Source organism: Parabacteroides sp. AM17-47 (assembly GCF_003434625.1).
GTDB lineage: Bacteria > Bacteroidota > Bacteroidia > Bacteroidales > Tannerellaceae > Parabacteroides > Parabacteroides distasonis.
The window spans coordinates 13,186-30,090 of the sequence record NZ_QTLI01000027.1 but is presented as its reverse complement, the minus strand read 5'-3'; the positions used below and the strand labels follow the sequence as shown (position 1 = coordinate 30,090).

General features: G+C 44.0%; 13 protein-coding genes and 2 tRNA genes. 9 read left to right on the top strand and 6 right to left on the bottom strand.

The window, feature by feature from the left end:
• The first annotated feature begins 44 nt into the window (after positions 1-44).
• The 7 genes from DW205_RS19085 (at position 45) to DW205_RS19055 (ending at position 7,623) form a co-directional block, all read left to right on the top strand.
• On the top strand, positions 45-974 hold the full coding sequence (locus DW205_RS19085; protein WP_034530440.1) for a DUF5106 domain-containing protein: 930 nt from the start codon (positions 45-47) through the stop codon (positions 972-974).
• 8 nt (positions 975-982) lie between these two features.
• Positions 983-1,780: a M48 family metallopeptidase gene (locus DW205_RS19080; protein ID WP_005865020.1), complete on the top strand. Its 798-nt coding sequence runs from the start codon at positions 983-985 to the stop codon at positions 1,778-1,780.
• A 238-nt stretch (positions 1,781-2,018) separates the two neighbouring features.
• Positions 2,019-4,019: an ATP-binding protein gene (locus DW205_RS22635; RefSeq protein ID WP_008778144.1), complete on the top strand. Its 2,001-nt coding sequence runs from the start codon at positions 2,019-2,021 to the stop codon at positions 4,017-4,019.
• 72 nt (positions 4,020-4,091) lie between these two features.
• The gene (locus DW205_RS19070; RefSeq protein ID WP_005865016.1) at positions 4,092-4,733 is read left to right on the top strand and encodes a bifunctional nuclease family protein; all 642 of its coding nucleotides are present in this window, start codon (positions 4,092-4,094) and stop codon (positions 4,731-4,733) included.
• Positions 4,730-6,046: a NupC/NupG family nucleoside CNT transporter gene (locus DW205_RS19065; RefSeq protein ID WP_005865014.1), complete on the top strand. Its 1,317-nt coding sequence runs from the start codon at positions 4,730-4,732 to the stop codon at positions 6,044-6,046. The genes DW205_RS19070 and DW205_RS19065 overlap by 4 nt, the downstream gene beginning before the upstream one ends.
• Before the next feature lie 31 nt (positions 6,047-6,077).
• Positions 6,078-6,776: a 16S rRNA (uracil(1498)-N(3))-methyltransferase gene (locus DW205_RS19060; protein ID WP_005865012.1), complete on the top strand. Its 699-nt coding sequence runs from the start codon at positions 6,078-6,080 to the stop codon at positions 6,774-6,776.
• Between the two features lie 109 nt (positions 6,777-6,885).
• On the top strand, positions 6,886-7,623 hold the full coding sequence (locus DW205_RS19055; protein WP_005854980.1) for a DUF1080 domain-containing protein: 738 nt from the start codon (positions 6,886-6,888) through the stop codon (positions 7,621-7,623).
• Between the two features lie 88 nt (positions 7,624-7,711).
• Here DW205_RS19055 and guaA (DW205_RS19050) read toward each other — a convergent pair whose 3' ends face one another.
• From guaA (DW205_RS19050) to DW205_RS19030, 4 genes are all read right to left on the bottom strand, one after another.
• On the bottom strand, positions 7,712-9,019 hold the full coding sequence (guaA, locus tag DW205_RS19050) for a glutamine-hydrolyzing GMP synthase (RefSeq protein ID WP_005854978.1): 1,308 nt from the start codon (positions 9,017-9,019) through the stop codon (positions 7,712-7,714).
• 51 nt (positions 9,020-9,070) lie between these two features.
• On the bottom strand, positions 9,071-10,591 hold the full coding sequence (gene guaA, locus DW205_RS19045) for a glutamine-hydrolyzing GMP synthase (RefSeq protein ID WP_005865010.1): 1,521 nt from the start codon (positions 10,589-10,591) through the stop codon (positions 9,071-9,073).
• 391 nt (positions 10,592-10,982) lie between these two features.
• Positions 10,983-11,054 (bottom strand) — tRNA-Cys (locus DW205_RS19035).
• Positions 11,055-11,113: 59 nt separating this feature from the next.
• A tRNA-Cys gene (locus DW205_RS19030) sits at positions 11,114-11,185 on the bottom strand.
• Between the two features lie 165 nt (positions 11,186-11,350).
• On the opposite strand from DW205_RS19030, the gene rfbC reads away from it, so the two are divergent.
• Complete coding sequence (gene rfbC / locus DW205_RS19025) at positions 11,351-11,908, top strand: dTDP-4-dehydrorhamnose 3,5-epimerase (RefSeq protein WP_005865007.1); 558 nt, start codon at positions 11,351-11,353, stop codon at positions 11,906-11,908.
• Between the two features lie 13 nt (positions 11,909-11,921).
• The gene (rfbB, locus tag DW205_RS19020; RefSeq protein ID WP_005865005.1) at positions 11,922-13,061 is read left to right on the top strand and encodes a dTDP-glucose 4,6-dehydratase; all 1,140 of its coding nucleotides are present in this window, start codon (positions 11,922-11,924) and stop codon (positions 13,059-13,061) included.
• Here rfbB and DW205_RS19015 read toward each other — a convergent pair.
• On the bottom strand, positions 13,053-16,352 hold the full coding sequence (locus DW205_RS19015; protein ID WP_008778146.1) for an AsmA-like C-terminal region-containing protein: 3,300 nt from the start codon (positions 16,350-16,352) through the stop codon (positions 13,053-13,055). The two genes, rfbB and DW205_RS19015, sit on opposite strands and share 9 nt — an antisense overlap.
• 144 nt (positions 16,353-16,496) lie before the next feature.
• Positions 16,497-16,862 carry a polysaccharide biosynthesis protein gene (locus tag DW205_RS19010; protein ID WP_121963143.1) on the bottom strand — a complete coding sequence of 122 codons (366 nt, stop codon included), beginning with the start codon at positions 16,860-16,862 and terminating at the stop codon, positions 16,497-16,499.
• Positions 16,863-16,905: the final 43 nt, after the last annotated feature.

The window sequence follows — 16,905 nt, the reverse complement described above, 5'->3', positions numbered from 1 at the left end:
AAAAAAAATACTATATATTTGTGGATTGAAACATAAATATATGAATGAATATGAAATATCTATATGTTTTATTGTTGACGTTGACCGTCAACGCATGCAGTGGTCAACGCAATCAAAAAACGGAGGAATCCAATGTAGCGCCACCCACCTTTGAAATGGTCTCGGTCCCCACCTTAATCACGGACCCAGTGGAAAGGGCCGAATATTTAGTGAAACATTATTGGGATAAATTCGACTTCAAGGATACGACCTATATCCATGAACCTCAAGTGACCGAGCAGGCATTATCCAACTATATAGATTTGATGAACTATGTCTCGCCTGCGGCTATGTCTTCTTCCGTAAAAGCGATGATGAAACAAACAGAACAAGACAGTGCCATGTTTCAGTACTTTTCCGAGATGATGGAGAAATATCTATACGACCCGAACTCCCCCCTAAGGAATGAGGAAATGTATATAGCAGTATTGGAATATCTTACCGAATCCTCGTCATTAAGCGATGTGGAAAAGATACGTCCCGCCCATTTGCTAGAGCTCGCATTAAAAAACAGAATCGGGACGCCTGCGACCGATTTCACGTACACATTAGCGAACGGAAAAACCGGGAAATTATACAATATAAAAGCGGATTATCTATTATTATTTTTCTATAATCCGGACTGTCATGCTTGTCAAGAAATAACCAGACAAATGGAATCGTCCTTCTTGATCAATGAATTTTCAAAAAGCAACAAACTAAAGATCTTAGCCGTTTATCCGGACGAGGATCTGGACGCATGGAAAGAGCATGTTTCCGTCATGCCTAAAGATTGGATCAACTCATACGACAAAAGTGTTTCGCTTAAAAACGACGAGATCTACGACTTAAAAGCGATACCCACATTATATCTATTAAACAAAGAGAAAAAAGTATTGTTGAAAGACGCTACTTTTCAACAGATCGAAAATTATTTATCACAAACAACTAACTAATTTAAAACATGAAAAAAATCTTATTGTCCTTGGCTTTCTTAGCAGGAGTGAGCCTAACGGTTTCCGCCCAATTCAAGATTGGCGGCAAGACCATTAATACGAAAAAAGTGATTAATGCCGCGACTGATGTAGCGCATGCCGCTACTCTATCCGACGAGGATGTAGCCAAAATGGCAAAAGAGTACATCCAATGGATGGACACTCATAACGAGGTAGCAGGTCCGGATACGGAAATGGGAAAACGCTTGGAACGCTTGACCGCCAATGTAAAGAAAGTTTCCGGCCTAGACTTAAACTTTAAAGTATATAATGTAGTAGATGTAAACGCTTTCGCCTGTGGAGACGGAAGTGTACGCGTATGTGGCGGATTGATGAAAATCATGGACGATGACGAGGTATTCGCCGTTATCGGTCATGAGATCGGGCACGTCGTTCATTCCGACTCTAAAGACGCCATGAAAAACGCTTACTTGACCTCCGCCGCTAAAAACGCCGCCGGAGCTGTAAGTGGAACCGTATCCAAACTGACCGACTCTCAACTGGGAGACATGGCACAGGCCTTGGCCGGCGCTCAATATTCCCAGAAACAAGAGTATGAGGCGGACGAATTCGGTTTCCAGTTTTGTATAGATAACGGGCGAGATCCGTACGGAATGTCTAACTCATTAAATAAATTGTTACAACTGAGTGAGTCAGAAGCTAAATCGTCCAAGTTTATGCAGATGTTCTCAAGCCATCCCGAAACTCAAAAACGTGCCGATCGGGTAAAAGAGAAGGCCGATGAGTACGTGAAAAGCAAGCAATAACTGTTAACGGTCCTTTAGCAGGAAGGACTATTATTAAAATAAAGCTAACGTATCAAGGATTTGCGCCACGGAATCATGCTGTACAACATAAAATACTATATATTTGCACCGTGTTTTTCATGGTATTAGATTTAAGGTTAGCAATGAAGATTGGTCGTCCGTGACGGATGACCATTTTTTTTTGCTTTGATAATCAAAAAAACTTCTACCTTTGCAAAAGATCTATCTATTAAGAATCATGAAACACACACATAAATATTTAATTTTTGCTATATCCATATTTCTTGTCTCTTTGTTAACCCTAGGTTGCCAAGAAAAAGAAGAAAAGAAAGTCGTGCTTATCCATTCTTTTGAGCAAAAGAAAGATACCTACCCGATTTTTAATGAAGTGCTGGAACGAACATTCAATAAGCAAAAAATAAACCCGAAGATTCATACATTCTATCTAGATTGCGAGCAATATCTGGATAGTGCCGAAATAGCCCGAATGTATAATTATATTGACTCGATCAAAGAGATTAAACCCGATATCATATTAGTAAACGATGATCAAGCTTGCTACTCTTTATTAGCTTGCGGACACCCGTATCTAAAAGAAATACCGATTGTTTTCGCCGGCGTAAATTATCCGAATTGGTCGCTTTTAAAGAAGTACCCCAATGTTACCGGACTACACGACAAACAAGACTTCATCAAGAATATAGAATTTATACATAAATTATTCGGAGTATTGCAAATCCAGATTCCTTGCGACCGGACAATCCTTGGAAGAAAATCCTTTAATGACTTTTGGCAACAAATACAAGGACACCCGGAAATAGAAATAATCCGCCTTAAAATCCGGGGGCTAGAGTTAGATAAAATCGGAACAAATGACAGTCTATTTGTAAAGAGGCTCATAGACCTTACCCAAAATGGCACTCAGATGCGGTCGCTACCGGGAAAAAACTGTATCGCAAAAATAAATACCCTTCCATACCGAGTTTTACCGGGATCTTCTTTGCTCTTTAATTTGTCCGGCACTCTGGATCAAAGCACTTATCTAGATATAAAATACGATCATACCTCCGAAGCTTTTTATCAATTAGTCAATTATCCCAGCTTCTCCGCTCATTACGAACCGATTCAATATCATCCGGCTAAAAGACGGAATCGATACATCGGAGGTTATTTCACATCCATAGAAATACAAGCACGAGAACAGGCGGAAATGGCTTCGTTAGTGTTGAAAGGGACCCCTGTCGTAGAAATTCCGATCAAAGAAAGCAGTAAGGAATATATTCTCGTATGGCATACCATAAAAGCATGGGGAATACCTATCGAGAAGATCCCTTCTTATGCCCGTTTAGTCAATATCCCTTTTTATGAGCTATACAAGAAACAGCTAATCGCTTTCATTTGCGTAGCGTTCATTTTTATCAATATCGTTGCCACGGGATTATGGAAGCTATATTCCAGAGAACAGAAATATAAGAAATTAGCGCAAGCCAATTTGGTAAAACAGAACAAGGAACTGGAAGTAGCCTTAGAGAAGGCTAAAGAGTCCGACCAAATGAAATCGGCATTTTTAGCGAATATGAGCCATGAGATACGGACTCCATTGAACGCTATTGTCGGATTCTCGAATCTTATGAACACAGACATCGAGCTTAGTAAGGAAGAACGGGAAAACTTTACCGAGTTAATCAATACGAACAGCGATCTGTTATTGAACCTTATCAATGATATCTTAGATCTTTCCCGTATCGAATCGGGCCGTATGTCATTCTCCTTCCAGCAATATTCTCTAAATGAATTAATAAGCACGATTTACCAGACTTTCCAAGTTTTAATGCCGGAGAACGTAGAACTTCGTATGCAAATACCGGAAAAAAGCATATCCATTCCCACGGATAAGTTTCGGTTGACACAAGTGATTACCAACTTTCTTAGCAACGCTATTAAATTCACGCAAAAGGGATATATATTGATTGGTTATGAATACCGAGAGGAAGGGCGGCATGTACATATTTTCGTAGAAGATACCGGCATTGGTATCCCGAAAGAAAAACAAGACGCCGTTTTCAATCGTTTCACGAAACTGGATGAATTCGCCAAAGGTACCGGCTTGGGACTATCCATTTGCAAAGTGATAGCCGAACGTTTCGATGGGTATATCGCCGTAGAGTCCGAAATAGGAAAAGGAAGCCGTTTTTCCATTATCCTTCCCCTTAACCCCAAACACACTGAAAGTGATTAATCACATTTATTCGCGATAATCCCGAAAATAATATTACTTTTGCTTTTGTATACAATTTTAAATTTCAGATCTGTGAGTACAAGAATAAAATTAAGGGTTCAAGGATTAGCGAACAGCCAAATTCAATCCGGGGCCTATGCGTTAATTTTGGCAGAGGAAAATGGTCCACGGCGAATTCCAATCATCGTAGGCATCGCTGAAGCACAGTCTATAGCGATCGCTTTGGAGCATATCGTACCTCCTCGTCCATTAACACACGACTTATTCGCCACTTTTGCGCAAGCCTTCAACGTCATTCTTAAGGAAGTCTACATATACAAATTCGAAGATGGTGTGTTTTACTCAGAATTAGAGTTTAGCGACGGTGAGCGCTCGATAAAGCTGGACTCTCGTACTTCCGACGCGATTGCCATAGCGCTTCGCGTAAATTGCGACATCTTTACTTCCGAGGAGATTGTAAAGGAATGCGGTGTCGTACTGGAAGACACCCTGTCCATCCCCGCTGACGAACCGGAGGAGGATGACAATTTATTAGAATTAGAACCGGATGAGATTAAGGACGAAGCCCAGTTAAAGAAATGGTTAAGCCTATTGGATATCCAAGAAATAAACGAGCGATTGGAAGACGCTATAGCCGACGAAAATTACGAATACGCGAAAATGTATAAAGACGAGTTGCGCCGTCGAGAAGAAGAGGAGGACACAAACAAATGATTGGAGAACAAGGAGGATTCGGACTGGTCTCACTTTTAAGAGGTCTGCTTGGAATCATTACGATTTTAGGTATCGCCTATGCGATGAGTTATGACCGTAAACGGATCGATTGGAAATTAGTAGGTGGAGGTTTGTTCATGCAGATCGTATTCGCCTTGGCGGTTTTATATGTGCCGTTCGTCGGAATCCTATTGGAAGGATGTGGCAAGATATTTGTTAAGTTGATGGACTTCACGGATGCCGGTCTTACTTTCTTATTAGGCCCGTATGCCTCTAAAGCGGCAGGATTCAGTTTCTTGCTTCATTCGCTACCGATTGTTATTTTCTTCTCCGCCTTGGTTTCCATGTTTTACCATTGGGGGATTATCCAGAAAGTAGTCGGTGCCTTTGCGTGGGTATTGCGTAAATTCATGAATATATCCGGCTCGGAGGGATTAGTGGCCGCCGGTAATATTTTTATGGGAATGACAGAATCTCCTGTGTTGATCAAGAATTACCTGCCGACGATGAATCGTTCGGAGATATTTTTGGTCATGGTATCCGGAATGGGTACGATCGCCGGTTCCGTAATGGGTACTTACATAGGTATGTTGGGAGGAACAGACCCGGCGGCGAAGGTTTTATTCGCCACTCACTTGCTCTCGGCTTCCGTAATGGCAGTACCGGGTTCAATCGTTTTAGCGAAAATGCTTTGTCCGCAGACGGAAGAAGCCACGGACCATGTAGCTATCTCCGGTAAGGAAAAAGAGAACTCGAATATTCTAGATGCCATCTCATCGGGTACGGTTACCGGCGTAAAGTTGATGACGAATATTGCCGCGATGTTATTGGTATTCATATCCCTTGTAGCGTTAGCGAATTATATTACGGAAGGTGTGATAGGACGTTATACCGGACTGAACGACTGGATTGTAAAGATTACGGACGGTAAGGCGCAGGGCTTGACCTTCCAATTTATACTGGGCGTAATCACCTCTCCTTTCATGTGGTTGATCGGGGTTCCCAGCCAAGACATCATGTTAGTTGGTTCTTTATTGGGACAAAAGACCATATTGAACGAATTTGTCGCCTATTTCCAATTGCAGCAATGGAAAGATGCCGGATTATTCATGTATGAGAAATCGATCTTGATGTCTACTTATATCCTTTGCGGATTCGCTAATATATCGTCTATCGGTATCTTATTAGGCGGATTGGGCGTATTAGCCCCGGAAAAACGAGGATTAATTTCACGTATCGGCCTACCGGCCATGATCGGCGGAGCCCTGGTCTCTGTGCTATCGGCTACTATAATTGGTATGATCCTTGGGTAATTGAGAATTGAGAATTGAAAATTAGATGGTCATGCAGATTTTTTATACACCAGATATAACTATCAAGCCGGAATTACCGGAAGAAGAAGCAGGACATTGTATACGGGTACTTCGTCTAGGTGAAGGCGATGAGATAGTATTGACGGATGGGCAAGGCTCTTTTTATAAAGCGGCTATTAGCCGGGCGCATCCCAAACATTGTGAGGTGACCCTCTTAGAGAGTTGGAAACAACCCGATCTCTGGAACTTCAATCTCCATATAGCCATAGCTCCTACCAAAAACATGGACCGGATGGAGTGGTTCGTGGAGAAAGCGACGGAAATAGGGATCAATGCGATCACCTGTTTGAATTGTCGTTTCTCAGAGCGTAAAGAGATCAAGCCGATTCGATTGGAGAAGATATTGGTCAGTGCCATGAAGCAATCCCAGAAAGCGACTTTGCCGGCGTTAGAAGGAATGACAGATTTCAAGAAGTTTGTCGCCACTCCCTTTGACGGGCGTAAGTTTATCGCCCATTGCGAGGAAGGCGAGAAGCCACTATTAAAACATACGTATCAGCCGGGAGAGAATGCCTTAATCCTCATCGGACCGGAAGGTGATTTTAGCCCGGAAGAAATCAAGCTGGCTCAAGAGAATGGCTTCGAGCCGATCTCTTTAGGAGAGAGCCGGCTGCGTACGGAAACGGCTGCGCTAGTGGCTTGCCATACGATTCATGTGTTAAATCAATAGAATAATCCTATTTCCATTAAAAATACGTTAATCCTCATAAGGGTTATTAAGCAAATTGCTACATTTGTAATGATATTAACAAATCTAATCTAATAACAATTTAAGTAACATGAAAAAGTTGTTCAAATCATTCTTGATTCTTTCGGCCATAGCTATGGCTATCCCCTGTTTCGCTCAAACTCCGAATACATTGACTAAGAAGGAAAAAAAAGCTGGCTGGGAATTATTATTCAACGGAAAAGACTTCTCTGGATGGCGCCAATGTAACGGTACCGCTATGCCCGCAAACTGGGTTATAGAAGACAATGCCATGAAAGTATTTACCGGCGAAGGTAAGAAACCGGGACAAGGCGCTAATGGCGATATCCTTTACCAGAACAAGAAATTCAAAAACTTCGAGCTCTCGGTAGACTGGAAAGCGAGCAAGATGGGAAACTCCGGTATCTTCTATTATGTACGCGAAGTACCCGGTAAACCTATTTATTATGCGGCTCCCGAAGTACAGGTACTAGATAACGTGGACGCAACCGACAACAAATTAGCGAACCACTTAGCAGGTTCTCTATATGACATGCTTCCCGCAGATCCGAAAACAGTTAATCCTGCCGGCGAGTGGAATACGATCGTAATCCGTGTAAAAGATGGAAAAGTAACGCATACCCAAAATGGTAAGAAAGTTGTTGAGTATACTTTATGGAGCAAAGAGTGGGATGATTTGGTAGCTAACAGTAAATTCAAGAACTTCCCGGGCTTTACCGAAGGTATTTCTAAAGAAGGTTATATCGGTCTGCAAGATCATGGCTATCCGATCTGGTTCCGTAATATCAAGATCCGTGAACTAAAATAGTTCTTCGAATCTATCGTATATAAATAAAAAGCCCGGGATTCAGATAAATCACCGGGCCTTTTTATATCTGTTTAATAAGTAAGCCTAATTACTCCCACTCAATTGTCGCATTCGGTTTCGGAGACATATCGTAGCATACACGGTTCACGTTCTTCACCTCTTTCAAAATACGATCCGTAATCTTCATCAAGATAGGCCAATCAACCGGCTCGATCGTAGCGGTCATGGCATCTACCGTATTGACGGCACGGATAATCACGGGCCATTCGAAAGAACGGGCGTTATCACGTACGCCAACCGACTTAAAGTCGGGTACTACCGTAAAGTATTGCCATACCTTTTTATCCAATCCGGCGTTCTTGAACTCCTCCCGTAAGATCGCATCCGACTCACGTACCGCTTCCAGTCTATCACGAGTGATAGCGCCCAAGCAACGTACGCCCAAACCCGGTCCGGGGAACGGCTGGCGATAAACCATGTCATAAGGCAAACCTAACTCTACGCCACAAGCACGAACCTCGTCCTTGAATAATTGACGCAAAGGCTCAACCAACTCAAATTGCAAATCTTCCGGCAGACCGCCTACGTTATGATGGGATTTCACCATCTTAGCCGTCTTCGTTCCACTCTCCACGATATCCGGATAGATCGTTCCTTGAGCCAAGAAATCGATTCCATCTAATTTGCGAGCTTCTTCCTCAAATACACGGATAAACTCACCACCGATAATCTTACGCTTTTGCTCCGGATCTTCCACGTCAGCTAGCTTGTTCAAGAAACGATCTGTAGCGTCTACATACACCAAATTGGCATTCAACTGGTTCTTGAAGACCTCAACGACATCCTCGGACTCGCCCTTACGCATCAAACCATGGTTCACATGCACGCAAACCAATTTATCGCCGATCGCTTTCAAAAGTAAAGCGGCTACTACAGAGCTATCGACACCTCCAGACAAGGCCAGCAGAACTTTCTTATCCCCTACCTGACGCTTTACCAATTCAATCTGGTCATTGACAAAATTCGTCATATTCCAGTTTGCCTCAGCCTTGCAAGTATCGAACACGAAAGACTTGACAGCGCCCTTGATCGCCTCGACATCATCCGTAAACTCCGGCAATTTAACCTCGCACAACGCCTTATCGTGACCTGCGGCCATTACAGGAGTGCCCATCTCGTAAATACCCGGATTCACGTCGATAGCTACACCGTCGATAACATTGTTTGGGCCACCATTGATAATGATACCTTTCACGTTTGGCAAGGCTTTTAATTCCTCAACCGTGATGTCATGCGGATAAATCTCACTATAAACGCCTAACGCACGAATAGCACGAGCCAACACCGTATTCTCATGACTACCTAAATCCAAGATAACAATCATATCTTGCTTCATGTGACTTTTAAATTTTATTGATTTTACACTTTGTTATACCTAAGACAAATGTCACTCCCACTCGATGGTTGCAGGCGGCTTCGAGCTGATGTCGTACACGACTCTATTTACGCCTTTCACCTTATTGATAATCTCGTTGGAAACTTTGGCGAGGAACTCGTACGGAAGCTGCGCCCAATCGGCGGTCATAGCGTCCGTGGAAGTTACCGCACGTAAAGCTACCGTATTCTCATAGGTACGCTCATCGCCCATTACACCTACGGATTGAATCGGAAGTAAGATTACCCCAGCTTGCCAAATCTTATCGTAAAGTCCCCACTCACGCATCAATGACATATAGATATCGTCAGCGTCTTGCAGGATACGTACCTTTTCCGGCGTGATATCACCCAAGATACGGATACCCAATCCCGGTCCCGGGAACGGATGGCGCTTGATCAAATGCGGTTGCATACCCAACTCCATACCGACACGGCGAACCTCATCCTTGAAAAGAAGACGAAGCGGCTCGACGAGTTTCAAGTTCATCGTATCCGGAAGTCCGCCCACATTATGATGGCTCTTGATAACCGTACCTGTGATAGAAAGCGACTCGATCACATCCGGATAAATCGTACCTTGCCCCAGCCACTTGATATCTTTCAGCTTATGCGCCTCCTCATCGAAGACATCGATAAATCCTTTGCCGATGATCTTACGTTTCTTCTCCGGTTCCGTAACGCCCGCTAGTTCTTTATAGAACTTATCTTTTGCGTTTACGCCGATCACGTTCAATCCTAAATGCTCATAATCCCTCATTACGTTCTCGAACTCATTCTTGCGCAGCAGACCATGATCCACGAAAATGCAAGTCAAGTTCTTACCGATCGCCTTATTCAGCAATACGGCCGTAACAGATGAATCCACACCGCCGGAAAGAGCCAAGATCACCTTGTCATCTCCCAATTGCTCCTTCAACTCAGCTACGGTAGATTCGATAAAGGAAGCCGGTGTCCAATCCTTGGCGCATCCGCAAATATTCAAGAAGTTATCCAGCAACTTCGTACCGTCTGTCGAATGGAATACTTCCGGATGAAACTGAACGCCCCACGTTTGCTCACCTTCCACATGGTAAGCGGCAGCCCTCACGTCGTCCGTGCTGGCGATCACCTTGAATTTATCCGGCAATACGGTAATCGTATCTCCATGAGACATCCATATCTGCGAACCCACATGGATCCCTTTCAGTAATTCATCCTCACCATCAATGTGCGACAAATTAGCACGTCCATACTCACGTGAATTAGCCGGTTCAACATTACCTCCGGATGTATAAGCTAGAAACTGCGCTCCATAACAAATACCTAAGACGGGATACTTCCCCCGTATCTCGGTCAAATCAGCCTTAAAGGCATTCTCGTCGTATACGGAATAAGGACTTCCGGAAAGGATCACACCTTTCACGTCGGTAGCGTCATGCGGGAATTTGTTATAAGGAACGATCTCACAATACATATTCAACTCTCTGACCCTACGGCCGATAAGCTGGGTTGTTTGCGAGCCGAAATCAAGAATAATAAGTTTCTCGTGCATGCAATTATGATTATTTAATTGAGTGGCGCAAAGGTAGTAATAAATTCGGGAAGCATAAACACACTGGGCAAATATTCTTCCTTATCACGATACTTTTAAAAGATCTTCCCTTGTCCTATTACGCCTTTCCTCCTGAGACATTCATTATCCACCATCTGTTGCATGATCGTCCACCAACTGTTGCATGATCATGCAACGGATGGTGGACGATCATGCAACAGCCATTAGAAGATGAATACCTCAAGAGGAAAACCACAAATCCCCCTAAGGATCCGGCCAAGGGAAGCCATGAAAACAGCGAACCGCCCGACAACCCGACGAGAGTTACGGACGGACAAAACAAAAAAAGCCTCGAAGCGTTCATTACAAACAACTTCGAGGCTTTCCTCCGAGGTTCCTGGCGGATTCGAACCGCCGTACATGGTTTTGCAGACCACTGACTAAACCACTCATCCAAGGAACCGAATCAATCAAAAATAAAAGTAATTTTCAATTCTTAATACTGAATTTTCAATTACCAAGAGGTTCCTGGCGGATTCGAACCGCCGTACACGGTTTTGCAGACCGCTGACTAAGCCACTCATCCAAGGAACCATAACTTCAACACAAAACAACTACTTTTGTTTTGCGAGTGCAAAGAAAGAGAATAATATTGGAATTACCAAACTTTTCCTTTCTTTTTTATTTTTCCCTCCGAATATTATAGAAGTAGAGAAAATGAGCTTACCTTTGCCTATCAAATAGATAAATAACGAAAAAATGACTTATACAGAAACTGTAATACCGGGCGTATGGATCATTGAGCCAAAGGTATTGAAAGATGCGCGCGGATACTTTATGGAAGCTTTTAAGCAAGCGGAATTCGAGGAGCATATCGGAAAAATCCAGTTCGTGCAAGACAACGAATCTTGCTCCTCTAAAGGCGTACTACGAGGATTACACTATCAGCTAGCGCCCTATTCTCAATCTAAATTAGTCAGGGTGATCAAAGGACGGGTATTGGATGTAGCCGTAGACGTACGTGAAGGCTCGCCCACATTCGGCAAATATGTAGCTGTAGAGTTATCGGACGAGAATAAACGCCAGTTATTTATTCCACAGGGATTCGCCCACGGATTCCATGTATTAAGTGACGAGGCTATCTTCACCTATAAAGTAGATAATCCATATACTCCAACGCATGAACGGGGAATCCGCTATGACGATCCCACGGTCCATGTAGATTGGAGCATCACAGATCCGGAATCGATCAACCTATCCGAGAAAGACACCAAGGCTCCATTGCTGAAAGACGCTGAGCTTAATTTCAAATACTAAACACTGTACAGATATGAAAACTTACCTAGTTACCGGCGCCGCCGGTTTTATCGGTGCCAATTTCATCAAACACATGCTGGCGAAATATGACGATATCAAGATCGTTGTCCTAGACTTGCTGACTTACGCAGGTAATTTAGGCACCATCGCCGAGAATATCGATGGAGTACGTTGCGAGTTCGTGAAAGGCGATATTTGCGACCGTGCCTTGGCCGACCAGCTATTCGAGAAATACAACTTCGATTATGTCGTGAACTTCGCCGCTGAAAGTCATGTAGACCGAAGCATCGAAAATCCCCAGCTATTCCTGCAAACCAACATCCTTGGTACACAAAACCTATTGGACGCCGCACGAAAAGCATGGGTTACCGGTAAGGCCGAGACAGGTTATCCGGTATGGCGTGAAGGTGTACGTTTCCATCAAGTCTCTACCGATGAGGTCTATGGAAGCCTTGGTGCCGAAGGGTATTTCCACGAGACCACGCCTTTAGATCCCCGTAGCCCGTACAGCGCCTCCAAGACAAGCGCAGACTTATTCGTAAAGGCTTATCACGAGACGTATAAGATGCCGGTATCTATTACCCGTTGTTCCAACAACTACGGACCTTACCATTTCCCGGAAAAATTGATTCCCTTAATCATAAAGAACATATTGGAAGGTAAATCCCTACCTGTATATGGTGACGGCACAAACGTACGCGACTGGTTATATGTAGAGGATCATTGCAAGGCGATCGACGCCGTAATCCACCACGGGCGTGTGGGAGAGGTTTACAACGTAGGCGGTCATAACGAGAAGCAGAACATCGAGATCGTGAAACTCACGATCCGGACGATCCATCAACTAATGACCGAACAACCGGAATATCGCCAAGTATTAAAGAAAAAAGAGATCGGTGCCGATGGACAAATCTCTATCGACTGGATCAACGACAGCTTGATTACATTCGTAAAAGACCGTCTGGGCCATGATCAACGATACGCCATCGACCCGACGAAGATTACCAACGAATTAGGCTGGACACCAGAGACCTGCTTCGAGGTCGGTATCGTAAAAACCATCCGTTGGTATCTTGAGAACCAAAAATGGGTAGAGGATATCACCGGTGGAGATTACATGAAATATTACGAGCAAATGTATGGATCACGTTGATTCCTCAACGTGACCGTGTGTATGTGGATGAATCTCAGAGAGGCTGTTTCCTAATTCGGGAGCGGCCTCTCTTATTTGTTTCCGGATCGTCTCGCGTATCTCCTCACGCACATTCCTGCGGGTACTATCCAGTTCCGCTTGCTTGGCAGGTTTCAAGAAATCTTTATATTTACATTTCACTATCTTGAACTTGAAATCATCCAAATTCCCTTTTATATCGATACCCAGCTTAAACGGTACCGGCGATTTTAAAACCGAGAGGTGGTAATCGAACGTCATATCCAAATTATGCGTTCCTCCTACGGCTACTTTATATCGGTCCATCTCCACCAAGAATGGGAATACCTCGATCTTGTTATCATGGATCGCTAAATCTACCGCTATGCTATCGATCATATTCCGCTTCTTATTCTTAAACATCAGCGTCTTCGATATCTCGGTAAATGTCTCACCATCCAGCAGCACCATATTCTTTCCGCTCAGGTAGCAAGAGGCATTTACAGACGGCAGCAACACGGACATCGTAGAATCCGCCTTGCAAGTCGCCGTCATCTGGCAATCTACCATGCCTTCGAAGGAACGAAGCATAGGGACCAATGTGTCGATATCCGGGAATAGACTGATTAACCGTTCCACTAAAATATCATCTAAAGACAACTCAAATCCCATCGTAGCCTCTTGATCCGTCTTAGTCGTATAAACCATCGTCAAATCTCCGGAGCCGATATTCGAACTCATACATAAATCGCTCAGATTGATACTTTGATCCCGGATTACAACCTCACCTTTCACATCCTCCAACTTCAGATCCTTAAAATCTATTTTTTTAGCATTTGTATGAAGCGTCAGATCCAAGAATTTCGGAACGACAAATAGTTGAGAGATCGAATCCGTAGCGACACTATCCACGGTATTCGCTAATAGATGATCTGTCTCCAGTACGGAGATACTATCTTCCGAGAAGGCCCCAACCGAATTGGATGCCAATTGATCAGAAAACTGCAAACCTTTACCTATAGCTAGCATCAACTGGTTACAATCGATCAGATCGGATTCCAACTCGAAATTCGCTTTCAGCTTTCCTCCCCGTAGCATGGCCCGCCGGATGTCGCTAAGCTCTCCGCTCAAAGTAAGATCGCTCTTTCCTAAATGCAGGCGGGCACCACTCAACGTCATATTGTTAGTATTGAATTTCACGCTTGTCTCATCAATATACATCGGAATGGGGAATAAGCGGCTAAAGCCCCTCAATTGCTTAAACCTCACTTGTCCCCGAGCCTCCCATTGGCGTAAGACACTGTTTGAGGAAGCGACCGAATCCACTTGCGACCGCTGTCTATTCGCCCTTCGGGTGGTCTGCGTGCGCCTGCGCAAGGTATCACCGGCGGCAATACGGCGTTCACGTTGTTGACGGATCGCTTGCCGATAAGGTAATGCTTCCAAAGAGAACTGGCTTTCCGTCAGAACCATACCCGTCCGTAAAGGGATAAGAATATATTTTAAGGTGTCCACCGAGATCGTAGCTCCCGCCATAGGGATCCGCTTATCTGTAGAAGAAGCCTTGATGCCCCCTTTCAACACGGTCTTACCGGCCACCATCCAGGTAGAATCCGGCAACTTGGTGCGTAAATGATCAAATTCCAACCCTGCGGTCATAGGGATAACAGCCGTTGTATCAATAACCGGCGTCGTATTGGCTACCATCTTCAATCCACCGATATTCGTACTGATCTCATCCTTATACTTTATATTCAAGGTATCCACCGATAGATTAGCGCTCAACAATCCTTTCGCATTCAGATATTTACTTTCATTTTCCGTAGATCCTACAAACAGATTCGCCCCAGCGATATACATATCCACGCCTAACGGCTTACTAAACGCCTTGAAGCGATCAACCGTCAAATTGCCGGATGATTTGACCTTGGCGAAGCGGCTATTCACGATATCATCCACCTTAAACACCGTAGATAAATCAGCCATCATGGTACCCTCCAGCAGCAGTGTGTCGGGATTCAAGAACTCTTTAGCCAAACGGGTAAAATCGACCTGCCCTTTCATCTCCGCCCGAATCGCGGGATTCCTCCAGATATCCCTAACCTCGCCACTCATGGTCAACGAGGTATTCAACCCGATCAATGTCAACTCCTCCAAAGAGACATAAGAAGAATCCGGGTAAGCGCCATTCAAATGTAAATCCACGTCCATGCGCAATGTATCGATCCCCTGTTCAAGACCTTTTACATGATAAGAACCATCCTCTATCTTGCAGCATAAGTTCACGGTCGGAACAATACTATCCCCTAATTCTCCACGGATATCCCCTTCCAAAATAATACGTCCCTCAGCAAGTGTTTTATCCCGATCCTTAAAATATTCATCCGGAATAAAATGTAAGAGATCATTCATATCGGAAACCTTCAACCCGAAAGTCATATCGATCCGTGACGGATTATCCTCGGTAGCCGGTACCATAAAGCCATCCGCCGTAAAAGGCAGGTTATTCACCAGCAACTCCGCGTCCCTCAACCCAATCCGGCGAAGTCCGTCAGCCAACAACAAACGTCCCTTGAAGCGTAACGCTAACTTATTCGCCAAAGAATAAGACGGGCTACGGAATACGATCGAGGAAGAACCGGTCTCCACATCCAACTTATTTCCTCGTTGGGTCAAAAGGCCGTCTATATGTAAAAAGAAACCATCGATCGCCGTATATAAATCCTGCTGGCGGTCATCATAGACAAAGTGTCCATTCGTAATATGCACTTGCTGCAAATCTATTTTAGGCAATGGAGATGACGATGATTCATCTACCGAATCCATCTCACTTTGATAAATCTCCCAATTCGCCTTTCCCTCCTCATTCACATAACCATAAAAACGGATACTATCCATGATAACCCGAGGAATCGTCACCTTCCCGCTAAACAGATAATCCGTAGGGTTAAATACGACGATCGCTTTTTTGAAAGACAACAAGGAATCCGAAGGAATCATCAAATCCTCCTGATAGCCTATAGAATCCTCAGCCAGATTTGAGATCAAACGCCCATTCGTCAACTTCACTCCCAGATAAGGATACGTCTCAAAATAAGTCAACTCCACCCGCTCACATTCCAAGTGCGCCTCTATGAATTCGTTTGTTTTTTCTACGACCAGCGGTGTCAGCTTCTCCGGAGGTAAGACCGCCCATTTCAGTATACCAACCCCGATCAAGGGAAGTATGAAAAAGATCCCGACCAACACAGACACAACAACCAGCAATATCTTTCTTATTCGTACCATACTCATTCCTTCATCTTATCACAAACAACACTAATTAAATTGTATGAGCAAAAATACGAAATACTATCCCAAAGACAACGCTTATCTCATAAAAAAAGGCCCCCCGCAATGAGAGACCTTCTTTCTACATCTTATTTATTTTTCTACAATTCATTTATCCAGAACCTCATATTTAGAATGCTGGCTCTTGAACTCGGGAACGATCTCCTTCATCCGCTTCACGATCTGCATATCCCCCTCCACGGCACAAGCATGTACCAAGGCATCAATCCGCAGATTGGCGTCCGCATAATCATACGCACGGACTTGGGCGATCTTGATCTTCGGATGAAAAGTAGGCTTGGAGGTCTCCTCCTCATTGAGTACCTCCTCATACAACTTCTCCCCGTCTCGCAATCCCGTGAACCGGATCTCGATTCCCTTCACCCCGCTCAGACGGATCATACGCTCTTCATTTACCAAAGCAATGATGTACTCAACTTTGTCTTCCAGATGATAGTTACGAGATATATCCATAATGATTATTTTACTGAAAATAAAAATAATCATTTATCATCTT